Raw genomic sequence first — 26,217 nt, forward strand, 5'->3', positions numbered from 1 at the left:
AGCAATGACCGGGAGGCACATATGCGATGGCTAGAGAAGCTGCGGATTTGCCTGCAGATGCTCCTACACCGGAATCGGGAGAATCAACGTCTCGATTCAGAACTTCAGTTCCATCTCGATCAGCAAACCGCTGAAAACATGACTTCCGGGATGCCTCCGGAAGAAGCTCGACACGCCGCATTACGAAGCTTCGGGAATCCTGCACTTCTACGCGAACAAACTCGGGGGACATGGAGTGGGGCGAACCTGGAAGCACTGCTTCGGGATATTCGCTACGGCATCCGTACGCTATTGCGTTCTCCCGGTTTCTCCTTGATGGCTGTCGCGGTTATGGCTCTGTGTATTGGGGCTACTACCTCCTTATTCACTATTGTCCATTCAGTGCTAATGAGGCCGCTCCCCTTTGTTGAACCAGACCGGCTGTTCATGGTGTATGAGCACTTTCGAAATTTCAACAACGAGAGAGGGTTCAATTACAACGTCGTATCCCCTGCCGACTATTATGAGTGGCGCTTACAAACCCATGGATTTCAGGACATGGCCGCCTGGCGCTGGTTGAAGTTCAACCTTAGTGGAGAACACGCCGAGTTGCCGGAGGTAGTTGATGCAGTTGCGGGCACATGGAACTTCTTTCCACTGCTAGGAGTTCGTCCGGTTCTTGGCAGAAGCTTCTCTGAGAATGAGGACCATCCGGGAGCCAACAAAGTCGCTATTCTGGCGTGGAATATCTTCCAACGAAGGTTCGGAGGCGATCCTTCCATCGTCGGGAAACAGATTCATCTGGACGCAAATGCCTATACCATTGTGGGGGTATTACCTGACTGGTTTGCCTATCCCCACACGCGTGTTCAGATATGGGTTCCTTATGGAGCAATTGCATCACCGGAGCTATTAACACACCACGACTATCACCAAAGCTATGTAGTTGCGCGCCTGAGCAAGGGAGCAAATCTTGAAGCTGCGATGAACCCAATCAAGGCGCTGCAATACCAGATCCACTTACGGTATCCGGACAGCCCTGTTGCCGAAGAAGCAGTTTCACGACCGATGATCGAAGATGTCGTTCGAGATGTAAAGACTCCTCTCATCATTATCTTGAGCGCTGTGGGCTGCCTGCTTCTTATCGGCTGCCTTAACGTAGCGAATTTATTAGTAGCGCGTAGTGCAACGCGACAAAAGGAAATAGCTCTTCGAGGAGCTTTGGGCGCTACCCGCGTTGCCCTTATCCGGCAACAGATGGCAGAAAGTTTTCTAATCTGCGCGGCAGGTGGTTTCGTCGGGGTATTGATATCTCTTACGGTAACAAAATGGCTTGCGAATGTTTGGCGAGGACTGCCAAGAACAGAAGCCATTCATGTCGATGCTACCGTTTTGACCTTTTCCTGCGGCCTGGTTTGTATCTCTGCTCTCTTGGCTGGATTACTGCCGGCAGCTTCTTCCTCCACAAAATCCATAGCTGCAGTTTTGCAGGACTCTTCCCGCTCGATAGGAGGTAGTCTGTCGCGCACAGGACTACGCAAGACACTGTTGACCGTAGAAATCGGTATGACTGTGGTTCTATTAGTGTCAGCTGGATTACTCCTGAAAAGCTTCCTTCGCCTGCGAGCGACAAACCTTGGAGCAACCACGGACAACATCCTGACCATGAGCTACGGCCTGCCGGAAAAGCAGTATGACAAACCCGATAAAGTTGTCGCTTTCAATGAGAAGCTGTTGGAGCGTGTGAAACAGCTGCCTGGAGTCCGTGCAGCAGGCCTAGGCTTTGTAGCTCCCGGCGCCGGTTATGGAGGCGACGATGTCTTTACTGTCGTGGAGCATCCGCCAATACAGCCAGGCGAGCAACTGCCGGATGCCCTCTACCGTCTGGCCGATCCAGACTATTTCCGCACTTTGCAGATCCCTCTACTCAAAGGCCGGTTCTTCAGTCCACAGGAACGGCTTGAGCGATCTGGCTACATCATCGTCAGCCAACAGTTAGTGCAAAAGTATTTTCGCGGAGAAGATCCCATAGGGAGGCATTTGAATGTGCCTGCCTGGGATAATAAATTTCCGAATTACGAGATTATCGGAGTAGTGGGTGACACCGTATACCAAGCGGGAAAACCTCAAGAACCAATGATGTATTTCCCTACTCTTGCCGGAAAAACAGGTCAGGAATTCTCTCTGGTCGTTCGCACCGCGTCCAATCCGCTCACCCTCTCTCTTCCGATTCAAAAGGAAATTGCGGCTCTCGATCCGGGCTTGCCGGTTTCAAAGATCATGACAATGGACCAAATCATCGAAGAATCGACAGCGAATACCAGCTTCAGCGCCACCCTCATATTGGCCTTTGCAATCCTGTCACTGTTACTCGCTGCGGTCGGTCTCTACGGAGTCCTGTCTTACCTGGTTACACAAAGGCAAACAGAGATTGGTATTCGTATCGCTCTGGGAGCACGACGAGAGCAGGTCCTCGGCATGGTTTTGGTGGATGGACTCCGCCCAGCTTTCATTGGTTTGGCAATTGGAATTGCAGGGAGCTTTCTCACCATGCGACTAATCGATTCCATGCTTTATCAAACGCAACATTCCGATCCCGCCGTATTCGCTTCCGTAATCCTGACATTGGGGCTTGTTACGACGTCCGCCTGTGCATGGCCAGCATGGCGGGCATCGCGTCTCAATCCAATGCAGGCGTTACGCATGGAGTAGGTCTTCGACATCGGCTCATTTCTGGCTTAGGTTTCATAGAGATCGGCGCTCATTTCTTCTGCTAGTCTCTAACCGATAACTATGAGAATCTCCAGAAGTCTTCTGACCACTGTTTTTACGGGGGTGCTCGTCACCTCCGCAGTTGCATCCAGTTTTGCTCAGACACCAGCAACTACTCCTCCAGCAGGTGCCAGCTTTGTCTATCTTTGGCCGGAGGGTGCACCCCTGGCTCATGGGAATACCGAAGCCGACAAGCCTCGACTAACCGTATTCCTGCCCAAGAAGCAGACCACCAGAACAGGAATTGTTGTCTGCCCTGGCGGTGGATACTCACACCTGGCTTACGAAAAGGAAGGCGTCCTTTTCGCGCAGTGGCTGAATAACCTCGGTATAGCAGCCTTTGTTCTCGAATACCGCTACGCTCCCGCCTATCACTACCCAGCCCCCATCCTCGATGGGCAACGAGCGATTCGCTACGTTCGCGCTCACGCCGGCGATTACAACCTCGCCCCAGACAGGATCGGGATGTTTGGCTTTTCGGCCGGAGGTCATCTGACAGCTACGACCGGAACAAGGTTCGACGCCGGTAATCCTTCGGCAACTGACCCCATTGAGCGGGTGAGCAGCCGTCCGGATTTTCTCGTCCTTGGCTACCCAGTGATTGCACAGTTGGCACCTGCGGCCGCCAGATCCTTCACCAGTCTCCTCGGAGACAATCCGGACCCAAAACTGGTTGAAGAGATGACGCCGGACCTCCACGTCACGGCACAGACTCCACCAACCTTCCTCGCCCTTGCCGATGACGATGCGGCAGTGAGCCCTGAAAACAGCGTGCGCTTCTACATGGCGCTGCTAAAGGCCCATGTCCCTGCCGAAATGCACATCTACCAGCGTGGCGGACATGGCTTTGGGCTGGCCTATACCGATTCGACGCTTTCATCCTGGACCGGACGACTGGCAGACTGGTTGAGAATCCGTGGTTATTTGAGCGACAAATAGAAAAGGCGCCTGGTGAGAGATTCCCACCAGGCGCCTTGGGCAACACTGACTACCGCACGAACAACTACATTGCTGCGCGTGTCTGCTTGATAATGTCCAGATAGGCCTTCGCTGCAGCCGTAATGGTTTCAGGCTTGCCTTCCTTGATGGCCTTGGCATTCACCAGATCCGAACCCACGCCCAGAGCCTTGGCACCGGCCTTGATGAACTCCGGAGCGGTGTTGATATTTACACCACCGGTCGGGATCAGGTTCAGGAACGGGAATGGAGCCTTCAGAGCCTTCAGGTACGAGGCTCCGCCCATAGCCGAACACGGGAAGATCTTCACGTAATCGGCACCGGCATTCCATGCGGTGATGACTTCGGTCGGGGTAAGAGATCCAGGGATGGAGACCTTGCCCATCTCCTTGGTCTTGGCAATAACGTCCAGATGCAGACTGGGGCTGATGACAAACTCCGCACCGGCCTCGATAGTCGCCTTGGCCTGGTCGGCAGTAGTCACTGTTCCCGATCCGAGAAGGATGTTATTGCCGTACTTCTTCTTCAATTCCTTCAATACGTCGATGGCTCCGGGTACGGTCATCGTCACTTCCATAACGTTGACGCCCCCGGCATACATAGCCTCGACAAGTGCCAAGGCTTCCGTTACGGAGCTGGCACGCAATACGGGTAAAAGCCCCGCAGATTCAAGCCGCTGTTTTACTTCGCTCACAATTTCTCCTATCGAGCAACACGGGCGGTTCCGCCCTTCATGACACGTTCTACTTCCTTCAGCGAAGCGGTGCTGGTATCGCCAGGCGTCGTCATCGCCAATGCTCCGTGTGCCACACCGCATGCAACCGCATACTGTGCGTCATGTCCGGAGAGGAAGCCGTAGATCAGACCGGAAGCGAAGGAATCTCCGCCGCCGACGCGATCGAGAATCTCGATATCACGCTGAGGAACAAGAACAATCTCATCCTTGTAGATGGCAATCGCGCCCCAGGCATTGCACGAGGCTGTGTGCGCAGTGCGCAGAGTAGAAGCAATTACCTTCAGGTTGGGATACTTCTTGGCTACATTGCGCAGCATCTTCTCGTAAGCCTTGATGGGCAGTTCGTTGAAGTCTTCGCTGACACCTTCAAGCTCGACACCGAGCATCGCTGTGAAATCTTCTTCGTTTCCGAAGAGCACATCCAACTTCTTGACCAGATCCTGATTGACTTCCTGAGCCTTAGCCTTGCCGCCAATGGCCTTCCACAAGGAGTCGCGATAGTTCAGGTCATAGCTGGTGATTGTGCCGTACTTACGAGCAACATCCAGAGCTTCAGCGCAAGCAGCAGGAGTGGTATCGGAAAGAGCTGCAAAAATACCACCCGTGTGGAACCAGCGAGATCCGGCCTTGGGGCCAAAGACCTCTTCCCAATTGATATCGCCCTTCTTCAACTGCGAAACTGCGGTGTTACCACGATCGGAACAACCTACTGCCGCGCGAACGCCATAGCCACGCTCGGTAAAATTCAAACCGTTGCGAACCGTGCGACCGACACCATCGTAAGAAACCCACTTGACCAGCGAAGGATCGACACCGCCCTGGAAGATGAAGTCTTCCACTAGGCGTCCTACCGGATTGTCGGCAAAAGCTGTGACAATAGCGGTCCGCAGACCGAAGCAGCGGCGGAGACCTCTCGCCACGTTGTATTCACCACCGCCCTCCCAGGCCGTGAACTGACGTGCGGTGTGGACGCGCCCCTCACCTGGATCGAGACGCAACATAACCTCTCCAAGGCTGACGCTGTCCCATTTACAGTCTTCTGCTTTTTTAATAACCAGCTCTTCCATGTTTCTCCTGTTTATTTATTGCCTAAAATCAGTAATTCTTCTCAAACTACGCAAGCCAGGTACTCATGCGGGCAGCGCGAACAGCTGGCATAAATCCCATATCTACGGAAATACCGCGTGCACAGGCCATCAGACGATTTGCAATCGTCGGCAGCTTCTGTGCGGTAACACGGAAGGAGGGTCCAGATACGCTGACGGCAGCTACCGGCTGAGCCTGCGCATCCAGGATGGCAACGGCGATGCAGCGTACACCTTCTTCACGCTCTTCATCGTCTACGGCATAACCCCGACGGCGGGCGCGCTCCACTTCCTTCAGAAGAGCTTCTCTGCTGGTGAGTGTCTTCGCGGTGTAGCGCTCGAAGCGGGTCTTTTTGAGTACTTCTTCCACCTTTTCCGGCGGATAGTGAGCCAGGATGGCCTTACCTACCGCTGTGCAATGCACAGGAATGCTGGCGCCGATGCGAGAGAACATGCGAACACTACGGGCGGGCTCCAACTTGTCCAGGTAAATGATATGAGCCTGTTCCAGGATGCAAAGGTGAGCCGTCTCTTCCGTCTCTGCAACCAAGCGCTTCAGATGCGGATGAGCACGCTCGCGGAGATCGTACTGCTCAATTGCACGATTCCCGAAGTCAAAGAGCCGCAGTCCCAAACGGAATTTGCCTCCGTGGGTACGCTCGACCATACGGTGCCGTTCCAACACCATAAGGAAGCGATGTGCCGTGCTCTTATGAAGTTTTAGAGTGCTAGCCACCTGAGCCAATCCCAGAGGGCTTTCGCTATCTCCTAGTAAATCCAAAACTGCAAAGGCACGATCAAGTGCCTGAAGTTTGTATGTGCCGCTCGAAGGGGCGCCCGTTTGTTCGTCTCGCATATTGAATACTCGTTTCGACTAGTGGAGATTACGCCATGCATTGTTCTTTGTCGTAACGGGCACTGTCAAGGAAAAAATCCCAGTTTGTGGAAAAGAGGTTCAACCTGTGGTCCAGATCACAAGAGCTGACTGTTCCTAAAGACGCCGAAGGAGAAATGCATTTTCCTCAATTTCATCGCGATGTAACAAGCACTTCGCCACGAAATACCGTTCAAAAAGAACCTCTTCCGGAATGGCGGTTAGGTTCAAATTTGGACAGAATTGATCAGACCACTTGCGTACCTAATCAGGAGAAATGATTTCACTATGTGATACCAATGAAACACCTCTACCCCACTAATTTCCCTCATAGTGGTCCGCGTTGCATCCTTTTTCGTCCCTCATAGCGAGGAGGCATCCCGAAATGGGGCGTGTCGCGGGGCTTCGCCTCCCGTTCGGAATACAAATTTCACATTTCAAAGGAATTGAGATCCAGAAAAAGTCCAACCATCCTGCCAAGGCAACAGAAAACGAAGCGGAGGCTCACTGGGGGGGGAGAATCTCTCGAAAACGAGAAGGGGATGGTGGGCAGTCACGGGCTCGAACCGTGGACCTCCTGCTTGTAAGGCAGGCGCTCTAACCAGCTGAGCTAACCGCCCATCCTATAGAAAATGCCGTCCTTAGGAGACACCGTCAGCGGCACTTTTGAGATTCTATCAGCAAACAGCGGAATCGTCAGGGCTTGATACACTCAGCCCGTGAAGCAGTTGATTATTAACGCAGATGACTTTGGACTGACCCAGGGAGTCAACCGCGCCGTTTTGGAGATGAATGAGGCCGCCGCACTCACCTCGACGACGCTAATGGCCTGTTCTCAGTCTTTTGAGGAGGCTGTCGAGGGCGCGAAAGCACATCCGGAATTAGGTGTCGGCTGCCATGTGGTCCTGGTGGACGGATCTCCCGTTTTGCCGCCTGAGCAGATCCCGACTCTGGTTGAGCCCTCTACCGGCCAGTTGCGGCCCACTCTCGGAGCTTTTGTCCGCGACCTGCAATTGGGCCGCATCCGGGAGGAGGACATCGAGGCGGAAGCACAGGCGCAAATCCACCGCTTGCAGCAGCACGGTGTCCGCGTGACGCATATCGATACACACAAACACTCCCACATGTTTCCTCGCGTTCTGAGGCCTGTAACACGCGCCGCTCTTGGCAGAGGGGTAAAAGCCATTCGCAACCCGTTCGAGCCCGCCTGGAGCCTCTCAGCAACACCGGGAGCACCTCTGGTCCGCCGTATGGAGGTACTAGCCCTCAGATTCTTCCGCAAGTACTTTCTTGAGTGTGTCCGGCATGCAGGACTGGCAACCACTGACGGCGCTGTCGGAGTACTCGCTACGGGAACGCTGAATCCCGAGACCGTACGAAGTCTTCTGCAGGCCCTTCCGGAAGGCCGATGGGAATTGGTCTGTCATCCCGGCTACCAGGATGAAAATTTACTCAAGATTCGCACCCGCCTGCGAGAATCACGAGAAATTGAACGCTCTGCTCTGCTGGAATCGGTTACGAAATATCTTGGAAAAGCCGAGCTGATTCATTTTGGCCATCTTGCTCAGCTGGTACGTCAGTAAAGCAATGCATCTCTTTGCACCCTTGCAACGTCGAAAGTTTGGCTTATGAAGATCGGAATTACGTGCTATCCAACCTACGGTGGCAGCGGAGTTGTAGCCACGGAACTCGGCATTGAACTTGCAGCCAAAGGCCACGAGATCCATTTCATCACCTACTCGCAGCCATTTCGCCTTACCGGCCGGGAACGGGGAATTCTCTACCATGAAGTGCTCGTATCGAACTATCCCTTGTTCGAGTACCCACCCTACGATTTGGCCCTGGCCACACGTATGGCGGAGGTGGCGGAATACTACGAACTGGACCTGTTGCACGTGCATTATGCAATTCCCCATTCCGTGAGTGCTTTGCTTGCCAGGCAAATGCTGGCTGCCCGGGGGCGCCATCTTCCCTTCGTCACGACTTTGCATGGAACGGATATCACCCTGGTCGGGCTGGATCGCTCCTACCTCCCCGTGACCCGCTTCGCAATTGAAGAGAGCGACGGGGTGACCTCGATTTCGCACTATCTCCGCGAGAAGACAATTCAGGACTTCGGCGTTGAGCGCCAGATTGAGGTAATTCCCAACTTCGTCAATTGCGACTTCTACACTCCGGCACCGGAAACAAGAGAAGAGCTGCGTAAGCGTTTTGCTCCCAACGGAGAAAAGCTGCTGCTGCATCTTTCGAATTTCCGGCCGGTAAAGCGCGTTCTGGATGCCATCGAAATCTTCTCCCGAGTTGTTTCGCGCGTCCCGGCACGGCTGCTTCTCGTTGGGGATGGCCCTGATCGCGGTGCTGCCGAATGGCTGGCGCACTCAAAAGGCATTCACAAGGACATCGATTTTCTCGGCAAGCAGGACAGCGTGAATGAGCTACTGCCCGCAGCCGATCTGCTGTTGATGCCAAGTGAAATGGAGTCCTTTGGCCTGGTAGCACTCGAAGGCATGGCATGTCAGGTTCCAACCATTGGCACAAAGGTTGGCGGTGTTCCCGAGCTAATCGATGACGGCATCACCGGATGCCTCTTCCCTGTCGGCGCAGTTGAAAAGATGGCCGACGCGGCCGTTGATCTGCTCAGTTCACCCGCACGCCTGGAGCAAATGGGGAAAGCCGCCCGCAAAACCGCGCAGGATCGCTTCTGCACGACACGAATCATTCCACTTTACGAGAAATACTACGAAGAGGTTCTGAATACCAGACATTAGGCCTCGACGAGATCTTGAGGTGCCGTCTGCACGATTGGCACCTCGATCGCTACCAGGGTTCCACGCCCGGGACGGCTGACGATGGTGAAACGCGCATCCCCGCCGTAGAGCACTTCCAGGCGCTCTTTGACATTCTTCATGCCGATACCTGCCCCCGGACGCTTCAAAGCAGTGGATGGACCGGCCCCGATACCTACACCGTCGTCCTCCACCTCGATCACCATGTTCTTCCCCGCAATCCGGCTGCGCAGGGTGATTGTGCCTCCGCTGATGCGCGGTTCCAATCCGTGCTTGATACTGTTCTCAATCAACGGCTGCAAAAGGATGCTGGGAACAAGAATGTCGAGGGTGGCCGGATCGATCTCTTTTGCAACTCTAAGCTTTTCGGCTCCAAAGCGGACCACCTCGATTCCCAGATAATCGTCGGTAAAGTTCAATTCCTCGCGAAAGGGGACATAGGTATCGTGATCTTTCAGAAGAGCGCGTAGGATGTTGGCTAACTTTACGATCATTTCGCGCGCCAGTTCAGGGCGAAAACGCACGAGCGAAGCAATCGAATTCAGCGTGTTGAAGAGAAAATGGGGATTGATCTGCCGTTGCAAAGCATCGAAGCGCGCCTCCAGAAGCAGTCTCTTCTGCTCCTCCAACTTCTGCTCGATACGCAGCGCATTCCAGATCTTGAGCGGAATACCAACGACCATGGCAGCCTTCGCACACACGGCCAGCCGAATGCCCCAGTAATTGGAGTTCAACGCAAACAGCCATTTGGGATAGAGAATCGAGAGCCACTCCCGGCAAAGCTCCATGCCCGCAATCATCACTAGCAGCAAAATCTGACGATCGAATCTTGGCTGCCTCAAATTCCGCCGAATCCAGCGATAAATGCTGAGATCGACAAAAGGAGAGAAGGACCACACCTCCTCCTCTTCAACAAATCGCGCAAAAATGCTGGATAGCAGAGCAACAGCCATCAGGAACGGCAGGGTCAGATACTCGCCGTGCAACACGGCTGGCGTGGACAAGACAGCCGCCCCGCTGAATGCGGCAAGAGGCCCGGCCAGCAAACCTAGCAAAACGACCGTCTCAAAACCAATATCGGCAGCGAGAAAATTGGCAACGAAAGTGCGAAACCAAACGCCTAACGTCAGTGGCACGACAAACCAGGCCATCAAGGCCAAAGCCTGTCCTGTACTGCGACGCTCAGCAAAGAGTAGATTTTGAAAAACACGTGATCGGGCCAGCCCAGAGGAAACAGCCGCAGCAATGCCCAACTGGATTAGCAAAGTAATTAGAATGAGTTTTGGTTCGATCACGTCTGTCAATTGTCCCTTGGAAGCTTATTATTACTTGTTCTGAAGAATGGGGTAAGAAAACATGTCCAATTGCGACTTCTTGAAGGAAGAATTCGAGCACGAAATAGCTTCTACCAGAAAAGTGCTGTCTGCATGCCCAGAAGATAAGCTCACCTGGCAACCACATCAGAAGTCGATGACGCTGGGTCGTCTGGCTGGTCACGTAGCTGAAATTCCTCGCTGGATCTCGAGGATTCTCGAAAATGAGACCTTCGACATCATGCCAGGCGGAGCTCGCGCCTTCCAGCCACTCAATCCAAACAACAAGGACGAACTGCTCCATGCTTTTGAAGAACATGTCACAAAAAGCCGTGACCTGATCGCTCAAGCTACAGAGGAACAGCTTTCGCATACCTGGTCCATGCTTTTCAACGGGAAATCAGTTTTAACAAAGACGCGTTATGGCGCCATTCGCTTTCTGGCGATGAACCACATGATTCATCACAGAGGTCAACTCACCGTCTATTTGCGTCTGGAAGGAATTCCTGTCCCTGGGGTTTATGGCCCTTCTGCTGACGAAAAAACTTCGTAGTGCAATTTGAGTTTTAATCTAGACCTAGCAATCGATGACTGCGTGGCCGTTCCACTTTCGCTTGATTTTTGGCGAAGATAGCTGGAAGTACGGCCACAACATCGCGTTTCCCCGAGGAAAACTGCACCCAAACACCTGCCTCAGGCATCACTCGTATAATCGAGTTATGCCGTTCGAAATGGTAAGGAAAGTAGCGGAAGCGGACTTCCCTTCAAAGTGGGGAAGGTTCCGCATATTTGGCTTTGAAGGAATCCTGCACACGACGAGACCCTGCTGCGCGGACGAACAGAATCCGGCCAGCAAGGTGGAAGAGCTGGTTGCCCTGATCATGGGCGACATTCATTCACAAGCTCCTCTCATTCGGATTCACTCACAGTGCCTCACTGGAGATGTGCTGGGATCTCTGCGTTGCGATTGCCGCTTGCAGTTAGAACTGGCATTGACCAAGATCAGCGAGGAAGGCGCCGGAATCCTACTGTACGAAAAACAGGAAGGACGTGGCATCGGTCTCATGGCCAAGCTCAAAGCTTATGAGCTGCAAGACCAGGGCTTGGACACCGTGGAAGCCAATGTTAAATTAGGCTTCGCTCCCGATTGCCGCGAATACGAATTACCAGCAGAGGTCCTTAAATACTTCAAGGTTCCGGCAGTCCGCCTGATGACGAATAATCCGGATAAAGTTCGCGCTCTGGAAGAAGCTGGTATCCAGGTAGTTGAACGAGTTTCTGCCGAAGTAGAGCCTCACGCCAGTTTCCAACGCTATCTGCAGACCAAGCAGGAGAAGATGGGACATCTTCTCGAATCGCTTGAAGCAACCGATTCAATCTAACTGTCAGAGCATTCCTCGTATCTGTTACCTTCGTCAGGCGAGAAATGCTCTAGCAGCTTCCATTTCGTAACAGTTTTAATTTCTCTTCTTACTGCTGAATCGGATTTGCTACTTCGTCGCGTCGGTTACTTCGACAGCCTTTGACGGCAGACCGATGATCGGAACTAGCATATCTTCCTTGCGCATAACCAGATTGGTTGCATTCAAAGAAGCCAATTCGAATCCATGGCCGTGAGTAATGGCATCTGTCGGACAAGCCTCAACACAGTAGCCGCAGAATATACAGCGGTTGTAATCAATGTTGTAGACCTTTGCATAACGTTCGGAACTGGAGATTCTTTTCTCGGCAGTATTCTCTGCTGCTTCAATGTAAATGCAATTGGAGGGACAAGCGGCAGCACACAGGAAGCAGGCTACGCATTTTTCCAAGCCGTTCTCGTCGCGTTGCAGCACATGTGCCCCACGAAAGCGCTCCTGAAACTGCGCGCCGCGCATGGGTCCCGGACCATCAGGGTAGTTTTCAACGGTGGTCGGTTCCAGCATTTCCTTGAAGGTAATGCTCATGCCTTTAGCGATGCCCGCGATATTGCGCACAATTGACATGGTCCCAGTATACGACGCCGCAGGCAGGCTTCTACGTACAGGACCAAAGGAATCCATCAACAAAGCTCTTCACCCAAGCGAAGCCTGAAGCAGCATGCTGAAAACATCCCCGCGAATCAACTAATCCTTTAATTTTCAATCAGATAAAGCTAACAGGGCAGGCGAAAGAGAAAATTCTCCCTAATGCCCAAAGATGTAGCCGACATGAAAGACTCCGGAATCAACTCCGGGATTTTGGGCTCCGATGTAGTCATTAGAGAAATGGTGATATCGATACTCGACCCTCAAGGAGCGTCCAGGAGCAATGGTCCGTTCCAATCCTGCACCGAATTCGAAAGTGAAATTGAAATTCGATGTCTTATCCAAAGGGACATCGTGTGTTGTTACCATGAGGCCACCCAATCCTGTTAAAACAGGCCGTAAACGATGCCGAGGGAAAAGCATCAGATCATACCCCACCGGGCTCAATCCCATTGCGTAATTCCAGCGCCGCCCATATTTACTGGTGAAATCGAATTGATAAATCAACTTCTTGGTCACCGGATCAAAGTACTGGAATCTGGATTCCTTTGGTCCGGCCTGCAAAACGGGTGTAGGAGGATTCCAGCGATAGCAACTGTTCACAATTGAGGGGAAATTTCCCTCCGCAGTGACGCATGCTTCCTTGAGTGTCGGATCGCTCTCCAGGATGAGGGGCCGAACCTCTCCATAGTATGAGAGTGAAACAACACGAGAAGGGAAAAGACGAATGCTGTAGGAAGCTCCCAGGGTTAATAGCTTTCGTTCCCCTGCTGCCCCTAACAGCATATGGCTGGAATCATTGGAATACTCGACAAAGAAACTCCGCCGCAAGGCCGAGCCCTTTGTCTCCGGAGTTAAGACCTGGCCTTCCGTCCTACTCGCACCGCAAATTATCCAAACAATACCCAGAAGAAATACGGATATCCGAAACTCCCAATTCTCAAGGTTCAGCCATTTGGGCCTACGGATAGCGATTGGCATGAGCGAGGCACCCATCAGAGATCAGGTACACCGTTCAATGTAACAGCACACTTGCCTGATCGGCCATGTGAGTGACCAGAGCAGCCCAACTTTCAAAGAAACGAGAGGGTACGGCCTTGTTCGTACCCTCTACAGAAGATCCCAAGAGCACACCAAATCCGCCATCAAACTTCTGATACCCATTTGGCCACCTGAGGCGGCTTATGCCGGATTGCTCCGTCGGCAATCCAGTCCTCTCAAAATAAACAGAGGAAATTAGTGAGTAGCACAATAAGCCAAGCACTGTTGTTGCGCGGCATATACCGATGCATAGCATTGGTCGTACCCGTGGGGATCGACGCCTCTGCAAACAACCGATGGGTCAGGACAACCGGAACTGCACCCGGAGGAAGATCCGCGAGCTGCCATCGTTATTCCACAAAGAGCTAAGGACAAACACGCCAACCTGATTAAATTCTTCTTCAGCATTTCCTATATCTCCGTTTCGATGAAGTAAATCGGGAATTTACCCATTTGGTCTTCACATCCTCCGTCTCGTTGCGGAACTATCTCTTCTGCGAACACAGAGTATCCACAGATCTACAGTTAAATGTGAATGGACAAGATACTCTTGATCCAGGGAATATAAAACAATTACTAAAACTTATTAGAGCAAGCTTGCAATGACTTCGTTTTCTTCCTTCTCAGGAAGCTTACCCACCCAACTCTTCGCAATCCTTCCTTTTCGATCAACCAGGATAAGAGTAGGCGTGCCCTCAACCTGAATTGCAGAAAGCCGCTCCTGAACATTCTGGACACCCCAAAGCAAGTGGGATTCCAAGTACTTTTTACTAACAGAACTCTCCTGGGGAAATACACCCACTACCTGAGTTCCATGTCTTTCAGCAGCAAGTACCAGTTTTTTGTAAAAATCCGTACTCTCTTCACAAAAGTGGCACTGCGTACTGATGGCGATAACCAATGTATGATTTGACCGAGAAAAATCTATCCCAGGCACAGAGATAGTGCTCCCCACTTGAGGAGACAGATTCGACGGCGGGGAACGATGCAAAAAATATTTATTCGTGACAAGAACAACGCTAATGACACAGATGATCAGGATAGCGATGTTTGTAATTGTCTCAAGCTTTGCCTTCCAGCCTTCAGTGCGAAGTTGCTCCATAGCGGGGGATCTCCCAAATAACAATTCTCCAACAAGAACTAACGAACTTAACTGAAGCGAAAAAACGGAGGCACCGCATTCACGGTACCTCCAGGGGCTATATGAAAAGCTAGAATTCGTACTTTAGTGCAAATTCAACAACACGACGCCCTGTTATTCCGAGCGGCTCTCCGGTAAATCCGTCAGGTAACGAATATTTACCATTTGAGCCGGTAAATCGCATCTGAATATCATCGCCAGTGCCGAACTGCTTCAACTTGTGGTTTACAAAGTTAAACATCGACGCCCGGAATTGAACCGACTGCCTTTCAGTTATTGAAAACTTCTTAAAGAAGGCCAGATCATTACTGACAAATGCAGGCGTTTTGATATAAGGCCAGTTATACGATCCATTGGTACCTAGCGTAGCCGAAGATGTAGCTGTTGCAGGCGTGCCAACGGTAGGAACAGCAAAGCAGCTAGGATTAAAGTACTGTCCATCCTTCAGACCTTTACGTGGGTCACACTTAAAGATCGGCATCAAATTTGCATCCGGAGTACCGAGAACATCGGAAGCGCTCACAGGATACGAACCATTCAGGTTATTGCTATTTGCCTGCAAAGGAACACCACTTTGTGCCTGCGACACACCAGAGAGTTCCCAGCCATTGGTAATCGATTTGAGAATAGAGTTTCCATGTGTAAAGTTCGGCAAGTTGATCATGTACGCGAGATTGAGAATATGCGTACGATCATATGCGAGGACGCCGTAGTTACTATCCAGGTCGAACGGATTTGCAGTAACACCCGATGCACTTCCGTTAACGGTATTGCCGTCCTTTGTACCCAATACTTTGCTAAAGGTGTAGTTGGATATCCATTTGATACGCCCTTTTTGGTTCTGCCACTGAGCCACAAAAGCATGATAGTTGGAATAGCTGCCATGCGTGACAACTCCTACCACCTGGTAATCGGCATAGGGACGATAGTATTGCTGCTGTGCCGCAGTTGGGGTTTTGGAGTAATTGGTATCGCTTACGCCTGACCCGCAATAACTCGGATTGCTGATGCATTCCCGGGAACTCAACAACGTCCCTATCGGAATCTTGTTGAGATTTGTCAGATTATTAACATTGTTATTGTTGTTGCTCAAAATCGAGTTGTCTGTATGGTTGCCCTGGTACTGCAACTCCAAGACTGACCGCCCAGGAAGAGATTGTGAAAGGATAAGGTTCCAATTCTTGGTCCAAGGAGTCTTTTCATCACCACTCTTCAGGGCATTAACATTCGACCCAATCAGGCTATTCGCGGCAAAAGAGGCATTTGAGACCTTATTCATCCCCTGGAAAGCAGACATCGTAGCGGTCCCAAGCCCCATGGCCGTAGAATAAGTACCGGTGGCATCGCCGATAGATACCTGCCAGCGATAAAGACCGAAACCGCCACGGACTACAGTTTTGCCATTACCAAATACATCGTAGGCGATGCCCGCACGTGGGGAGAACTCAAAGAGCTTTGACTTCCAGCCGGATAAAGGAATGCTGGATTCAACGCCATGCCACAATAGCCCACTCGTTGGACCAGCGATATTCGGATTATTTACATAGGTTGAAGGAGACCAGATTGCAAGCCCTTTATCATTATCGGCCATCCATTGACCGTTATGTTCGATTCGAGTTCCATAGTTCAGAGTAATCCTTTTGATCTTCCAGGAATCCGTCACATAGAACGCATAGGTATATCGCTGCACATGAGTCATCGGCTCACCGGCAGCCTGCGTGAAGGTATGAACGTTCCCCAAGAGGAGATCGGCAATTGGATTCTCTGTCGTAATGGTGCTCCAATGAGAAAACTCATACATCCCCTGCCCCGTTGTATCGAGAGTGCTCTGGTTCTGCTTTGCAAGTTCCCAATAAAAACCAGCTTTGGTAGTATGCGTTTTCCAGGATTTGGATATGTTTTCAGATATCGATGGAACCCTTTTTTGATTGCCTACGGCTCCACCATTAAAGGACTTGTCAAAGCTATAGGAATACAGGTGAGGGAAGCAGCCGGATTCTGAGCTGGTATTACAGTCCCAAGTAACTAAATTTGGAATCTGCGTCATGAGCCCATTATTGCTAAGGCTAAACGGAGTTGCGATATCCAGGCCTACCGTGCCGGGATCCATGGCCTTGGGATTATCCGGCTTATTAGGCAGCGTGAAAAAGGAATATGCAAACGTAAAATCGTTTGTCAGCGTCGGAGTGAAAACTTTCGTCAAGCTGACATTCAATGTTTTGGAAAGTACCTGGGCTGTAGCGTTAGTAGGATACTTTACACTGCCACCCGGCCACCAATACAAACCGAAGGGGTTCTTTTGGTTTTCACTTTGGTGGGTGTAGCTTCCATACAACTTCGTATTTTCGTTGATACTGTAATCGACCCGCCCATGTGCCTCCCAGCGATTGTTGGGAGTCTGATCGAGCACACCATAGTTATACCCATGGTGTTGTCCAGGGTCCTGATTAGGAGCTGTTCCCATCGCCCGCATCATCTTGATATAGGCTTTTGCATTCGGATCAAGAGCAAAGGCGTTAAATTTGCCGTTTACGATATTGCCCGCAGCCCATTGGTTGGCGCAGAAACTTCCGGATCCAAATTGCCAGTCTTTAGCGTGCGCGTCGCTCGGGTCGCAAGGTATGGTACTGGATTGACCGGCAAAGGCTGTCGCCCCACTAAAATCCCCATTTAGCATGGCATCCGTGGGTACATCAGATTGCCGATAAGTACCGGCAGGATGTTGCATCATGTACTCATAACTGCCAAAGAAAAACAGCTTATCTCGATTCCGATTGAACTTCGTATATGGAAGCAGAACAGGACCGCCAATGGTAAACCCTGGATACCAGTAGTGGTCGTTCGGTTTGCTCTGATTGTTGATTTTCAACTGGGAATCTTCGGCATTAAAAGTTCCCGCGCGAGTATAAACATAACCAGTTCCATGGAACTGCGCTCCACCGCTCTTACCAATCGCCTGAATGCTAATCGGTCCTTTCGCATATTCAGCGCCGAAAGAACCGTTAACTATCGTGAGCTCTGCAATCTGATCCTGGTTAATATTGGCTACTTGTGTGTTTGAACTACCGATATCGGTAATTGATGCACCATCCAGGCTGAGACCTACTGCACCACTGGGAGGAGATCCGGCAGCGGCATATTTCCCGATTGGACCATCGTTTGTTTTGGTCACCGTACTGTTCCAGGACGCATTAGACAAGCCGCTATTAATAGCCATTCCAGGCATGATCTTGATCAGCTCGGCGGCATTACGTCCGGTGATGTTTAAATCGCTGATCATGGTGGTTCCCAGGACTTGACGGCTCTCAGAGGTCTCAATAGGAACTGCCGTTATATCTGAACTGACCTCGACGGTTTCACTTGCTGCCCCAGGTTTCAGATTAATCTTTGCAAGTGTACGCTCTTCACCCTGGTTAAATACCAGATCTTTTACCTCCCAAGAGGCAAAACCCGGCGCGGAAATTGTAATCTGATAACTTCCCGGCGGAATAGCTACTATCTTAAAATATCCAACTTCATTTGACTGAGCTTCACGCAAGACGCCCGAAGCTTGATTTTTCAAAAGAATGTGAGCATTTGGAACAACTGCGTTTACGGCATCATTGACCACACCGCTCAGAGCACCGTTAGCTACCTGGGCCATAACTGTGGTTCCGACAAACAATGGCAACAAAATCAGCAGACACCAGATCAGAAACATGTTGCAATTCCTGCTGTGTCTGAGATTTGCTATTGAGGCAAATACCTTAGACATGAATTGGCCTCTCTTCTCCTTTAAGAAATGATTTCTTTCTCGCCTTCCCAGAAGGAGGCGAGACTTATTTGTCGTGGTTACAACTCTTGTCTGTTTATTCCTTTGTTTTCGCGCAGTAGTGTGCGTGCTTCTACACAGAGCACTTACCCTGCGGATGCCTGTCTTTCTACTAAATGTTTTAGTGAATCGATTTGATATCGATATCAAATCGGCGCTGACTATATGCCGCCATAAATCAGAGTGTCAAGAGAAAAAGAGATACAGATCTACAGATGCCACGATAACTCCAGCAAATCATTGCAGATCAAACATTTAGGGGACGACGCTTTCACGGCAAGTTAAGCAGGTAAAATTTAATAAAACCGTTAACTACGGACGATACCGCACGAACGGGACAGCTAAAACTGGTTGATTTTGTGATAGTTACCACGGTTAGGTTTCCTAGCTGTGTCTCTCATCAAAGACTTGATCGCTAGCGGGACGCCAGGATCACATTCATGCCGGCGCTTTTGAAACTATGGGAGGTAGAAGGGCAGGGCTATTGATGCACACAACGCCTTAATCCTCTAATTTTTAAAGGATTGATATGGATACCATCTCTGCCAGGTGAGGTGGCAATTTTTTGACGAAATCGCTGTTAAGACTTTGCGCCTCGGGCTTGTATCTGTACGAGATGCTCTACCCGATCATTTCTCAGAGAAACTCTCAAAATGAATGTTTATTTAAAGGAATATTGCACAGATTATCTCCACTTATAGAGTTATCGCCTTAAAGGTGACTTGAGATTGACTTTCGCAGTGAGACAAATTTGGCAGGAAAGCTGGAGCTGCGAAACTCCGGAAAGGTGAATAGCTTGTAGAAGGTCAGGCAATAGCCCGTAACGTGCAAAGGCCATTCCTTAACGGAATGGCCTCATCTACACACTTATCTGAATATACTAGAGCAAAACCAGCGCTATTGTGTCCTACCCGAATACGATGATGTGCAGGTTTTCTTAACGGGATACATCTACGCTGGTTTTGCTCTAGCGTGGTGGCTGGGAGCGTCCCTCATTCTGCCGGGGAGGAGTTGTAACAATGCGGCGAGCTCTTGTACTGTTCACATGAAGAAGTTCCTGGCAAACCGGTTGATCTTGTCCGGAGTGAAGATACGCCCAACTCGGCTCTACCTGACAGAGCTGTGTCTTTGTATCCGAGGCTTCTTTTCCCATCAGCCTCTGTACTCGATCCAAATTTGAAATTGGATCGACATCGTATCGATAGAGAAAATCCTCAACGCGCTTCGAGTTGTTGTACTCGTAGCGAGCCCAGGTTACCAATCCTTCATGACCGCTTGCTTCGGGCAATACCGCATAGACCAGCTGCATCTCGTAATCTTTGTTCGCCTGAACGGGAGACAAAGGAGCTCCATGCTGATTGGCCATCCAACGAGCCTGCCAGGTATCTGACTTCCCCTCGAAATAGAAGGTCGTAAAGAAAGTCGTAGCATCGCACTGAACACAATCGGTATAGGTTGTAGCCAGTTCTCCGCGATGATCGTTGATCATATTGCTCCAGCCGACCACATGCATCCGATAGCCGGTAACGATCTTCTGGAAGGCAAGGCTTCGCACCGAAACGGAGTATACCGAGACAGCATCCGTGTCTGGAATTGCGTCGGGGCGTGTCCGATTCGAAGTAAAGACAATGGCAGCATCGCCGAGCAAACCGATCTCGCGGATCGCCGTAAAGTGCTCGTTATGAAGAGCCTTTCTTACAACTGCTACTGCCCAATCATCTTTCTCCAGGTCCATCCAACGGAATTCGGAAGGAGCCTGCGCCCACAACCCAGCACTCTGAAGAAATAACAGCGATACGGGAATTAGGCTTTTTGCAAATCTGCGCAAGGAAATATTCATTGATTTCTTCTTGGTTCCACCTGCTTGTTCTTAATCCAGCCCCAGTTTCTTCCAGATAGTATCTATGCGACTTTTGGTTGACTGGTCCATTTCAATCATCGGAGGCCAAGGTCGGTGGAAACCCTCAGCTGGCCACTTCCTGGTAGCATCAATCCCCATCTTGCTCCCATAATTCGGCAGACGAGAAGCATGATCCAGAGAATCTACCGGTCCCAGAGTGAATTGGATATCCCGCTCGGGATCGATGTTGTTTGCCACCCGCAAAGTAACTTCGCCAACATCCTGCACATCGCAGTCCTCATCCACAACAATGACGCATTTGGTAAACATTGCCTGGCCAAGCGACCAGATTGCGTTCATCACCTTACGTGCTTGCCCGGCATAACTTTTGCGGATGGAAACAAGCATGAGGTTATGGAAGACTCCTTCCACGGGAAGATGGATATCGACGATCTCAGGAATGGTCATCTTCATCAGGGGCAGGAAAATGCGCTCAACAGCCTTCCCCATCCAGGCATCCTCCATTGGAGGCTTTCCGACGATGGTGGCAGCATAAACGGGATTCTTTCGATGTGTTATGCATGTGAGATGAAAAACCGGATAGAGATCTTCCATCGTATAGAACCCGGTGTGATCGCCGAAGGGTCCTTCGCTCTTGAGTTCTCCCAATTCCACATATCCCTCAAGAATGATCTCGGCATGTGCTGGGACCTCAAGATCGACGGTTTCACACTTCACTAACTCTAGAGGCTTCTGACGCAGGAAGCCTGCGATCAGATACTCTTCTACATCGGGTGGAGCAGGGACAATAGCCGAAAAGGTCGTCGCCGGATCAGTTCCAATCGCCACGGCAACTTCCAACCTCTCACCTTTCAGAGGTCCAAAGGAAGTAGCCGATTGCGGTTCTTTCGCGGCGGCAACCGGATATTCCGATCCGCCTCCGGTTTCGGCCATGATCGCAACCCTGGCGGCTGCGGGATCACCTGTAGCAGAACCTGTCGCTGCAGCACGCAGCCTATCACGATAATGCTCGGCAGCCACTTTCTGCCTCTGCCAATGCATCCCTGTGGTCTGTCCATCGTAGACCTGCATACGATACATCCCGAGGTTGCGACGTCCGGTCTTTGGATCGCGTGTCGTCACACAAGGCAAAGTGATAAATCGTCCGCCATCGAGAGGCCAGCACTTGAGTATCGGAAAATCCAGCAGATTGAACTGATCGCGAAGAATCACCTCTTTGCATGGAGCTTCGCGAGAGGAAACAACTTTAGGGAAGTAGTTCCCGACCTCGGCAAGCAGAGGCAGCATCTTCAGCTTGCCCATGAAGCCCTCGGGCGGTTTGAGGTGAAGAAGTTCCTGAATACGTCCGGCAATATCGTCCAGAGAATCGACTCCGAGCGACAATTGCATGCGTCGCTCACTGCCGAACTGATTCATCAGGACGCGATGTCCTGGATGTCCTTTTAAGTTCTCGAATAAGAGAGCTGGACCACCTGGCGCATAGCCTTTGATCCCGCCCTTTTTGCCCGCCTTCGAAGCCCGATCGGTAATCTCTGCAATTTCCAGGATCGGATCCACCTCTTCACGAATACGTTTCAGCTCTCCAGTTTTTTCCAGAGCCCGGATCCAATCTCTCAGGTCATCGTAGGCCACTAAGCAACTCTCCTCTGGGCGTCGATACTATCCCTCTAAACGTAACTGAATCTTATCAAGACGATGCGGAGAGTTTAAACATGTGCACAGAAGTAGGATTTCAATCTCGTCTTGAGGCCACTACGGCCAGAGCATTTCCAACGTAGAGACGGATAGCTTTGCTGGAAATGCTCTAGAACAACAAGGCCGCAGAAAATCATCCCTCGCGCTGCTCGATGTCGGCAGTCATCCAGCGATCCGTATGGGTCTGAGCGCATTGTGCGCCGCACAAATGCTTCACTTCTGCGCTATGAGAGAGGAGTAGATTCCATTGCGTGAGCTTCAAGACAGGCTGTGCTGGACCACCAGGTACAGGAGTAATGGTCTCAGTCCAGGCAAGCCACCAATCCGGCTCATCATCTGGTTTCACTTTTCCACAGACATCACAAAGATATGTTTCGCTCCACGCCATCTTTTAGTCCTTAGGCTCCAAAACCCGAAGTTAAAAACCGGTCAGTGCTCCTTGTACAAACAAAGCAATCACAGCATTGAAACATAATGCCTTGCCAGTTTTAAACCGGCAAGGTTGCATCAGATTAGAGCATCTCTCGCACAGATGTGCACGGGCTAACGAGAATGATATGTGGCTTTTTCCCCGGCAGACCAAAGATAGACCTGCCGTAATCCCGCTCTAGCGGATAACACCAAAGCTTCCGCGCTTCGTTAGCTCTCCTGAATCTGCGCAGAGTTTCCCAGTATTGACGGCTCAGGCACCACCAACGGCTCATCAATCGTCATGAGAGGATAACCCAGCTCTTTCCATCCATCGAAACCTCCACGAAGAGGCCGAACCCGATAGATACCCATACGGCGCAGAGTTAAGGCCGTTTTGGCGGCAGTAGCATCATTCGGACAGGTGCAGTACAGGACCACATCCTTGTCGCGAGGTATTTCGGAGCTCTTCTGAACGAGAGCATCGGGAGTGTAGTGTCTTGCTCCCGGAAGAACACGGGGATCGATCTGGTAGTCGAGCGGATGGCGCAAATCGACGATGTAGATATCGTGTCCGTCATCGATCATCGACTTGAGTTCCTGGGGCTCCAGACGTGAGGTTTTTACCTGCTTCAGGAATGCCTGCTGGCGGTAGATCCGCTGTCCAACAAAGCCGAGCAGCGCAAGGATGAAAAATACACCGGCAAAATGGCCCACCCAGCTAAGGGCATTCGGATTGCGCTTGAGCACATCACCGAAGAATCTGCCGATCAGAGTCAATACCAAACTCCAGAGCAACGCGCCTGCAGCATCGAAGGAAAGAAACTGGCGATAGCTCATTCCAGTTTGCCCGGCGATAGGAGCAGCTACAGTTCCCAGCCCAGGAATAAACTTCGCAACCAGAAGAGCCTTCGAGCCGTGCTTTTCGAAATAATTCTCGGTACGTCTGACACACGTGGCCGATTCAAACGATAGCCGGCACATCATGCGAACCACAGCACCACCAAAGCGGCGGCCGAAATGATACCAAACGGAATCACTAATCAGGCAGGCCAATACGGTGGACAGGAGAATCAAGGGCAGACTCATCCTATGCGTGGCTGTGAGAGTTCCTGCCGTGACTATAAGAGGAGTACTGGGCAAAGGAAGCCCTAGCTGCTCCAGCAACACCCAAAGGAACAGGATCAGGTATCCATATTCGAGGAAAAAATTAACGGCCACGGGCATGAGTGCACAATCCAGTTAACGGGCAATATCCCTTTCGGTATGCCCCAGATCAAAGAGCTACAGTAGAGATTATCTGCGAGAAAAAGTCGTTGCAGCTCCTTTTGAACACAGAAAGAGAAATACATTCAGCAACGTATTTGATAGATGTCCAGTAGCGGGGAAATGGTTCTTCTCTTACGGAGAGAAAAGAGAAGGAATGGAGGAGGAGCAGGGGAGCTCCTCCTTCGAGATAATTTATGCCGTCTTGGCGTTCACAACCGAAGCATCAACCAAATGCTCACGCAAGAACCACATCTGCATTTCGTTTGTACGAACCACGTTGCTGACTAACAAATCGTTCGTGCCGTCATCTCCTAAATCAGCCGCACGACGTGCTACCTTCCGGGCGTCTTCCAGAATCAATTCATGGGCATTCAGCAAGCGGGAGATTTGAACCGGAACCTGTTCGCGTCCCTTTGCCGGACGATCGATTCGGGTCATCTCTGCAACATCGTGAGCCATGGCCACGCTCACGCCGCCCAGAATCTGCACACGTTCTGCCAACAGGTCCACTAGTTCTACCTGCTGCTCAAAGTGCTTATCGAAAAGAAGATGCAATTGATAGAAGGTATGCCCTGTAACCTGCCAATGACACTTCTTATAAAGATCGCGGAGGGTGGAAGTATCAGCGAGCAGCAGATTGAGCGCGGCGGTAATCTCAGTGCGCGTCTGTTCACTCAGTCCAATTGGCACATCCTGAACGACCGTGCCAAACTTCTGGACTTCCGGAGCACTTTGGTGCCATTTGGGAGTGATCAGGTTGGATTGATTCTGCTGGGTTTCCTTTAGAGCGGTGTTGCTCATAACGTAAAATCCTCTGCTACATAGGATGCAGCGGAGGATTAGAGAGAACTATTAAAATCATTATTTTTCGATAATTATTATCGTTTAGCTTTTTATTGGCTTGCCCCGACTACTCCTCCGGTCCTATCCAGCTGGGAGGCGCCTTTCTGGGCGAAATAGCTTGAATTCCATAAGTTCCTGTAGAAATAGCCGGTTAGCTCGGCAGCCTTGGGACCGAAGGTCGGTCTTCCGCCCTCCAGGAAGAAGACAGTAACGATACGGCCATACTGCGTGTCCGCATAGGAAGCAAACCAGCCATAACGGGTTCCATTGTTGGAGCATGTTCCCGTCTTGCCCATCACCGGAAATTCATTGAAGCTGGAGCGCAGAGAACGTGCGGTTCCGTAGCGCACGGCAGCCGCCATTCCTTCGGAGATCTCGGGAATCAGCTTACCGATCTCGAGTGTTCTCTTGATATGTGGCTGAAAATTAATGACTTCCTCGGCGCTTCTGGGATGTTGCAGATAATAGAGCGTTCCACCGTTAGCGATGGCCGAAACCAAAGCTCCCAACTGAAGTGGAGTCATCGAGACACTTTCTCCAAAACTGCACATGCGGCCAACGCCGCCAAGCTTATCGGGAAGAGCCTGATCGGGATAGATTCCAAGCTGTTCCCCTGGAATGTGATAGCCAGCCAATTCTCCGAGGCCAAACTGGTTGGCATAGTGGCGAACTCGTTCAAAACCTAACCGGCGCCCAAGTGTCTCAAAATAAAGATTGTTGGAGTGGGCAAGCGCTTCGGTCAGATTCAAATGGTAATGACCGCCCAGGTTTACCGGCGTCTCCTTGGTGATGATGCCTTCCTGCAAAGCAGCCAGACCAACGGAGAGCTTAATGGTAGAGCAGGGTTCAGCTCCGCTGGAAAGGGCCAGGCTCTGATTTACCATGGCCAAAATACGTCCGTTTGACGGATCGATAGCCACCACGGTGCCATTCATATTACCCAGGGCATCGAGGGCAGCCTTGCGCACCACTGGATCCTCGCCATAGGTAACGTCTCCAACTCCATTCGAGTCAGAGAAAGAGTTCCCCGTAAACCGTTCATAGCTGCGCCGGGGATGAATGGTCAAAGAAGCACGGCGCAACCGGGCTCCGGATCCTCTCCGGGAACGGCCGGAGGCGGTTTGCGTTTGTACCGCACGGCGGCTATGTTGCAGAGAGGAAATCTTCTTTTGTGTCTTCGCCGACTCCTTCACGTGGGAGGAGGTGTGTGACCGACGGGTCAGTCCATGGGTATCCGCCAGCAATAATGCGGGAAGAAGAAGTAATCCGAGGAAGAGTTGCGCAATTTTCTTCATTCTTTGTACTCAATCTAAAGGTTGCGTCCAGTGATGCTTGCATTCTGACTTTGACAAGCTTTGAACGAAACCCCTACGCCAATGATTCATTGCGGCCGTTCCCGAAGTGGTTCTTGCGCGCTCCGGATGCCCTTTATAGACACGTATTCCAAAATCCCAGATGGGCCAGAGCAATTCAGCGTGGGTGTATCCCGGAGTAGCGGCTATTTATATAGGTTCTCCACTAGGAAAACCTGTACAGCCCCATTCTCCGGAAGATCACAGTAACGATGAAAAAGCCCTAGAGTCTTTATGGACGAACACTACCAAAACTAAAAAGCTCTAATCTCAGTTTCGGCCATTTCC

At 51.1% G+C, this 26,217-nt stretch carries 21 protein-coding genes and 1 tRNA gene; 6 read left to right on the top strand and 16 right to left on the bottom strand.

Features of this window, described 5'->3' with window-relative positions:
• The first annotated feature begins 21 nt into the window (after positions 1–21).
• Together AC6I7T_RS09110 and AC6I7T_RS09115 are read left to right on the top strand one after the other, a co-directional pair.
• Complete coding sequence (locus tag AC6I7T_RS09110; protein WP_497793053.1) at positions 22–2,691, top strand: ABC transporter permease; 2,670 nt, start codon at positions 22–24, stop codon at positions 2,689–2,691.
• Between the two features lie 81 nt (positions 2,692–2,772).
• On the top strand, positions 2,773–3,690 hold the full coding sequence (locus AC6I7T_RS09115) for an alpha/beta hydrolase (protein ID WP_497793054.1): 918 nt from the start codon (positions 2,773–2,775) through the stop codon (positions 3,688–3,690).
• Between the two features lie 64 nt (positions 3,691–3,754).
• On the opposite strand, the gene AC6I7T_RS09120 is transcribed toward AC6I7T_RS09115, so the two are convergent.
• The 4 genes from AC6I7T_RS09120 to AC6I7T_RS09135 all read right to left on the bottom strand — a co-directional run bounded on the left by AC6I7T_RS09120 (position 3,755) and on the right by AC6I7T_RS09135 (position 7,023).
• Entirely contained in the window at positions 3,755–4,402 is a 648-nt protein-coding gene (locus tag AC6I7T_RS09120) for a bifunctional 4-hydroxy-2-oxoglutarate aldolase/2-dehydro-3-deoxy-phosphogluconate aldolase (protein ID WP_497793055.1), read from the bottom strand.
• A gap of 8 nt (positions 4,403–4,410) precedes the next feature.
• A complete protein-coding gene (locus tag AC6I7T_RS09125; protein ID WP_497793056.1) occupies positions 4,411–5,511 on the bottom strand; it encodes a PfkB family carbohydrate kinase in 1,101 nt (366 codons plus the stop codon).
• A 46-nt stretch (positions 5,512–5,557) separates the two neighbouring features.
• On the bottom strand, positions 5,558–6,385 hold the full coding sequence (locus tag AC6I7T_RS09130; protein ID WP_497793057.1) for an IclR family transcriptional regulator: 828 nt from the start codon (positions 6,383–6,385) through the stop codon (positions 5,558–5,560).
• Positions 6,386–6,946: 561 nt separating this feature from the next.
• A tRNA-Val gene (locus AC6I7T_RS09135) sits at positions 6,947–7,023 on the bottom strand.
• Positions 7,024–7,122: 99 nt separating this feature from the next.
• Here AC6I7T_RS09135 and AC6I7T_RS09140 point away from each other — a divergent pair.
• Together AC6I7T_RS09140 and bshA are read left to right on the top strand one after the other, a co-directional pair.
• Positions 7,123–7,986 carry a ChbG/HpnK family deacetylase gene (locus AC6I7T_RS09140; RefSeq protein ID WP_497793058.1) on the top strand — a complete coding sequence of 288 codons (864 nt, stop codon included), beginning with the start codon at positions 7,123–7,125 and terminating at the stop codon, positions 7,984–7,986.
• A gap of 45 nt (positions 7,987–8,031) precedes the next feature.
• Positions 8,032–9,171 carry an N-acetyl-alpha-D-glucosaminyl L-malate synthase BshA gene (bshA, locus tag AC6I7T_RS09145; protein ID WP_497793059.1) on the top strand — a complete coding sequence of 380 codons (1,140 nt, stop codon included), beginning with the start codon at positions 8,032–8,034 and terminating at the stop codon, positions 9,169–9,171.
• Here the strand turns inward: bshA and AC6I7T_RS09150 are convergent.
• The gene (locus AC6I7T_RS09150) at positions 9,168–10,484 is read right to left on the bottom strand and encodes a sensor histidine kinase (RefSeq protein ID WP_497793060.1); all 1,317 of its coding nucleotides are present in this window, start codon (positions 10,482–10,484) and stop codon (positions 9,168–9,170) included. The genes bshA and AC6I7T_RS09150 overlap by 4 nt on opposite strands.
• A 61-nt stretch (positions 10,485–10,545) precedes the next feature.
• On the opposite strand from AC6I7T_RS09150, the gene AC6I7T_RS09155 reads away from it, so the two are divergent.
• A complete protein-coding gene (locus AC6I7T_RS09155; RefSeq protein ID WP_497793061.1) occupies positions 10,546–11,055 on the top strand; it encodes a DinB family protein in 510 nt (169 codons plus the stop codon).
• A 166-nt stretch (positions 11,056–11,221) separates the two neighbouring features.
• Complete coding sequence (gene ribA, locus AC6I7T_RS09160; protein ID WP_497793062.1) at positions 11,222–11,884, top strand: GTP cyclohydrolase II; 663 nt, start codon at positions 11,222–11,224, stop codon at positions 11,882–11,884.
• Between the two features lie 108 nt (positions 11,885–11,992).
• Here ribA and nuoI read toward each other — a convergent pair whose 3' ends face one another.
• The 11 genes from nuoI to AC6I7T_RS09215 form a co-directional block, all read right to left on the bottom strand.
• On the bottom strand, positions 11,993–12,487 hold the full coding sequence (nuoI, locus tag AC6I7T_RS09165; protein ID WP_497794580.1) for an NADH-quinone oxidoreductase subunit NuoI: 495 nt from the start codon (positions 12,485–12,487) through the stop codon (positions 11,993–11,995).
• Positions 12,488–12,667: 180 nt separating this feature from the next.
• A complete protein-coding gene (locus tag AC6I7T_RS09170) occupies positions 12,668–13,489 on the bottom strand; it encodes an acyloxyacyl hydrolase (RefSeq protein ID WP_497793063.1) in 822 nt (273 codons plus the stop codon).
• 34 nt (positions 13,490–13,523) lie between these two features.
• Entirely contained in the window at positions 13,524–13,715 is a 192-nt protein-coding gene (locus AC6I7T_RS09175) for a hypothetical protein (RefSeq protein ID WP_497793064.1), read from the bottom strand.
• Between the two features lie 420 nt (positions 13,716–14,135).
• Complete coding sequence (locus tag AC6I7T_RS09180; protein WP_497793065.1) at positions 14,136–14,651, bottom strand: peroxiredoxin family protein; 516 nt, start codon at positions 14,649–14,651, stop codon at positions 14,136–14,138.
• A 109-nt stretch (positions 14,652–14,760) separates the two neighbouring features.
• A complete protein-coding gene (locus AC6I7T_RS09185; protein WP_497793066.1) occupies positions 14,761–18,390 on the bottom strand; it encodes a TonB-dependent receptor in 3,630 nt (1,209 codons plus the stop codon).
• 1,078 nt (positions 18,391–19,468) lie between these two features.
• The gene (locus tag AC6I7T_RS09190) at positions 19,469–20,341 is read right to left on the bottom strand and encodes a hypothetical protein (protein ID WP_497793067.1); all 873 of its coding nucleotides are present in this window, start codon (positions 20,339–20,341) and stop codon (positions 19,469–19,471) included.
• A 30-nt stretch (positions 20,342–20,371) separates the two neighbouring features.
• Positions 20,372–21,994 (bottom strand): UbiD family decarboxylase, encoded by a 1,623-nt coding sequence (locus AC6I7T_RS09195; protein ID WP_497793068.1) that lies wholly within the window; start codon positions 21,992–21,994, stop codon positions 20,372–20,374.
• A 196-nt stretch (positions 21,995–22,190) separates the two neighbouring features.
• The gene (locus AC6I7T_RS09200; protein WP_497793069.1) at positions 22,191–22,403 is read right to left on the bottom strand and encodes a hypothetical protein; all 213 of its coding nucleotides are present in this window, start codon (positions 22,401–22,403) and stop codon (positions 22,191–22,193) included.
• A gap of 293 nt (positions 22,404–22,696) precedes the next feature.
• Positions 22,697–23,692 (bottom strand): VTT domain-containing protein, encoded by a 996-nt coding sequence (locus tag AC6I7T_RS09205; RefSeq protein WP_497793070.1) that lies wholly within the window; start codon positions 23,690–23,692, stop codon positions 22,697–22,699.
• 234 nt (positions 23,693–23,926) lie between these two features.
• Positions 23,927–24,535 carry a Dps family protein gene (locus AC6I7T_RS09210; protein ID WP_497793071.1) on the bottom strand — a complete coding sequence of 203 codons (609 nt, stop codon included), beginning with the start codon at positions 24,533–24,535 and terminating at the stop codon, positions 23,927–23,929.
• 92 nt (positions 24,536–24,627) lie between these two features.
• Complete coding sequence (locus AC6I7T_RS09215; protein ID WP_497793072.1) at positions 24,628–25,872, bottom strand: penicillin-binding transpeptidase domain-containing protein; 1,245 nt, start codon at positions 25,870–25,872, stop codon at positions 24,628–24,630.
• Positions 25,873–26,217 lie beyond the last annotated feature (345 nt).

The organism is Humiphilus diazotrophicus (genome assembly GCF_059726315.1).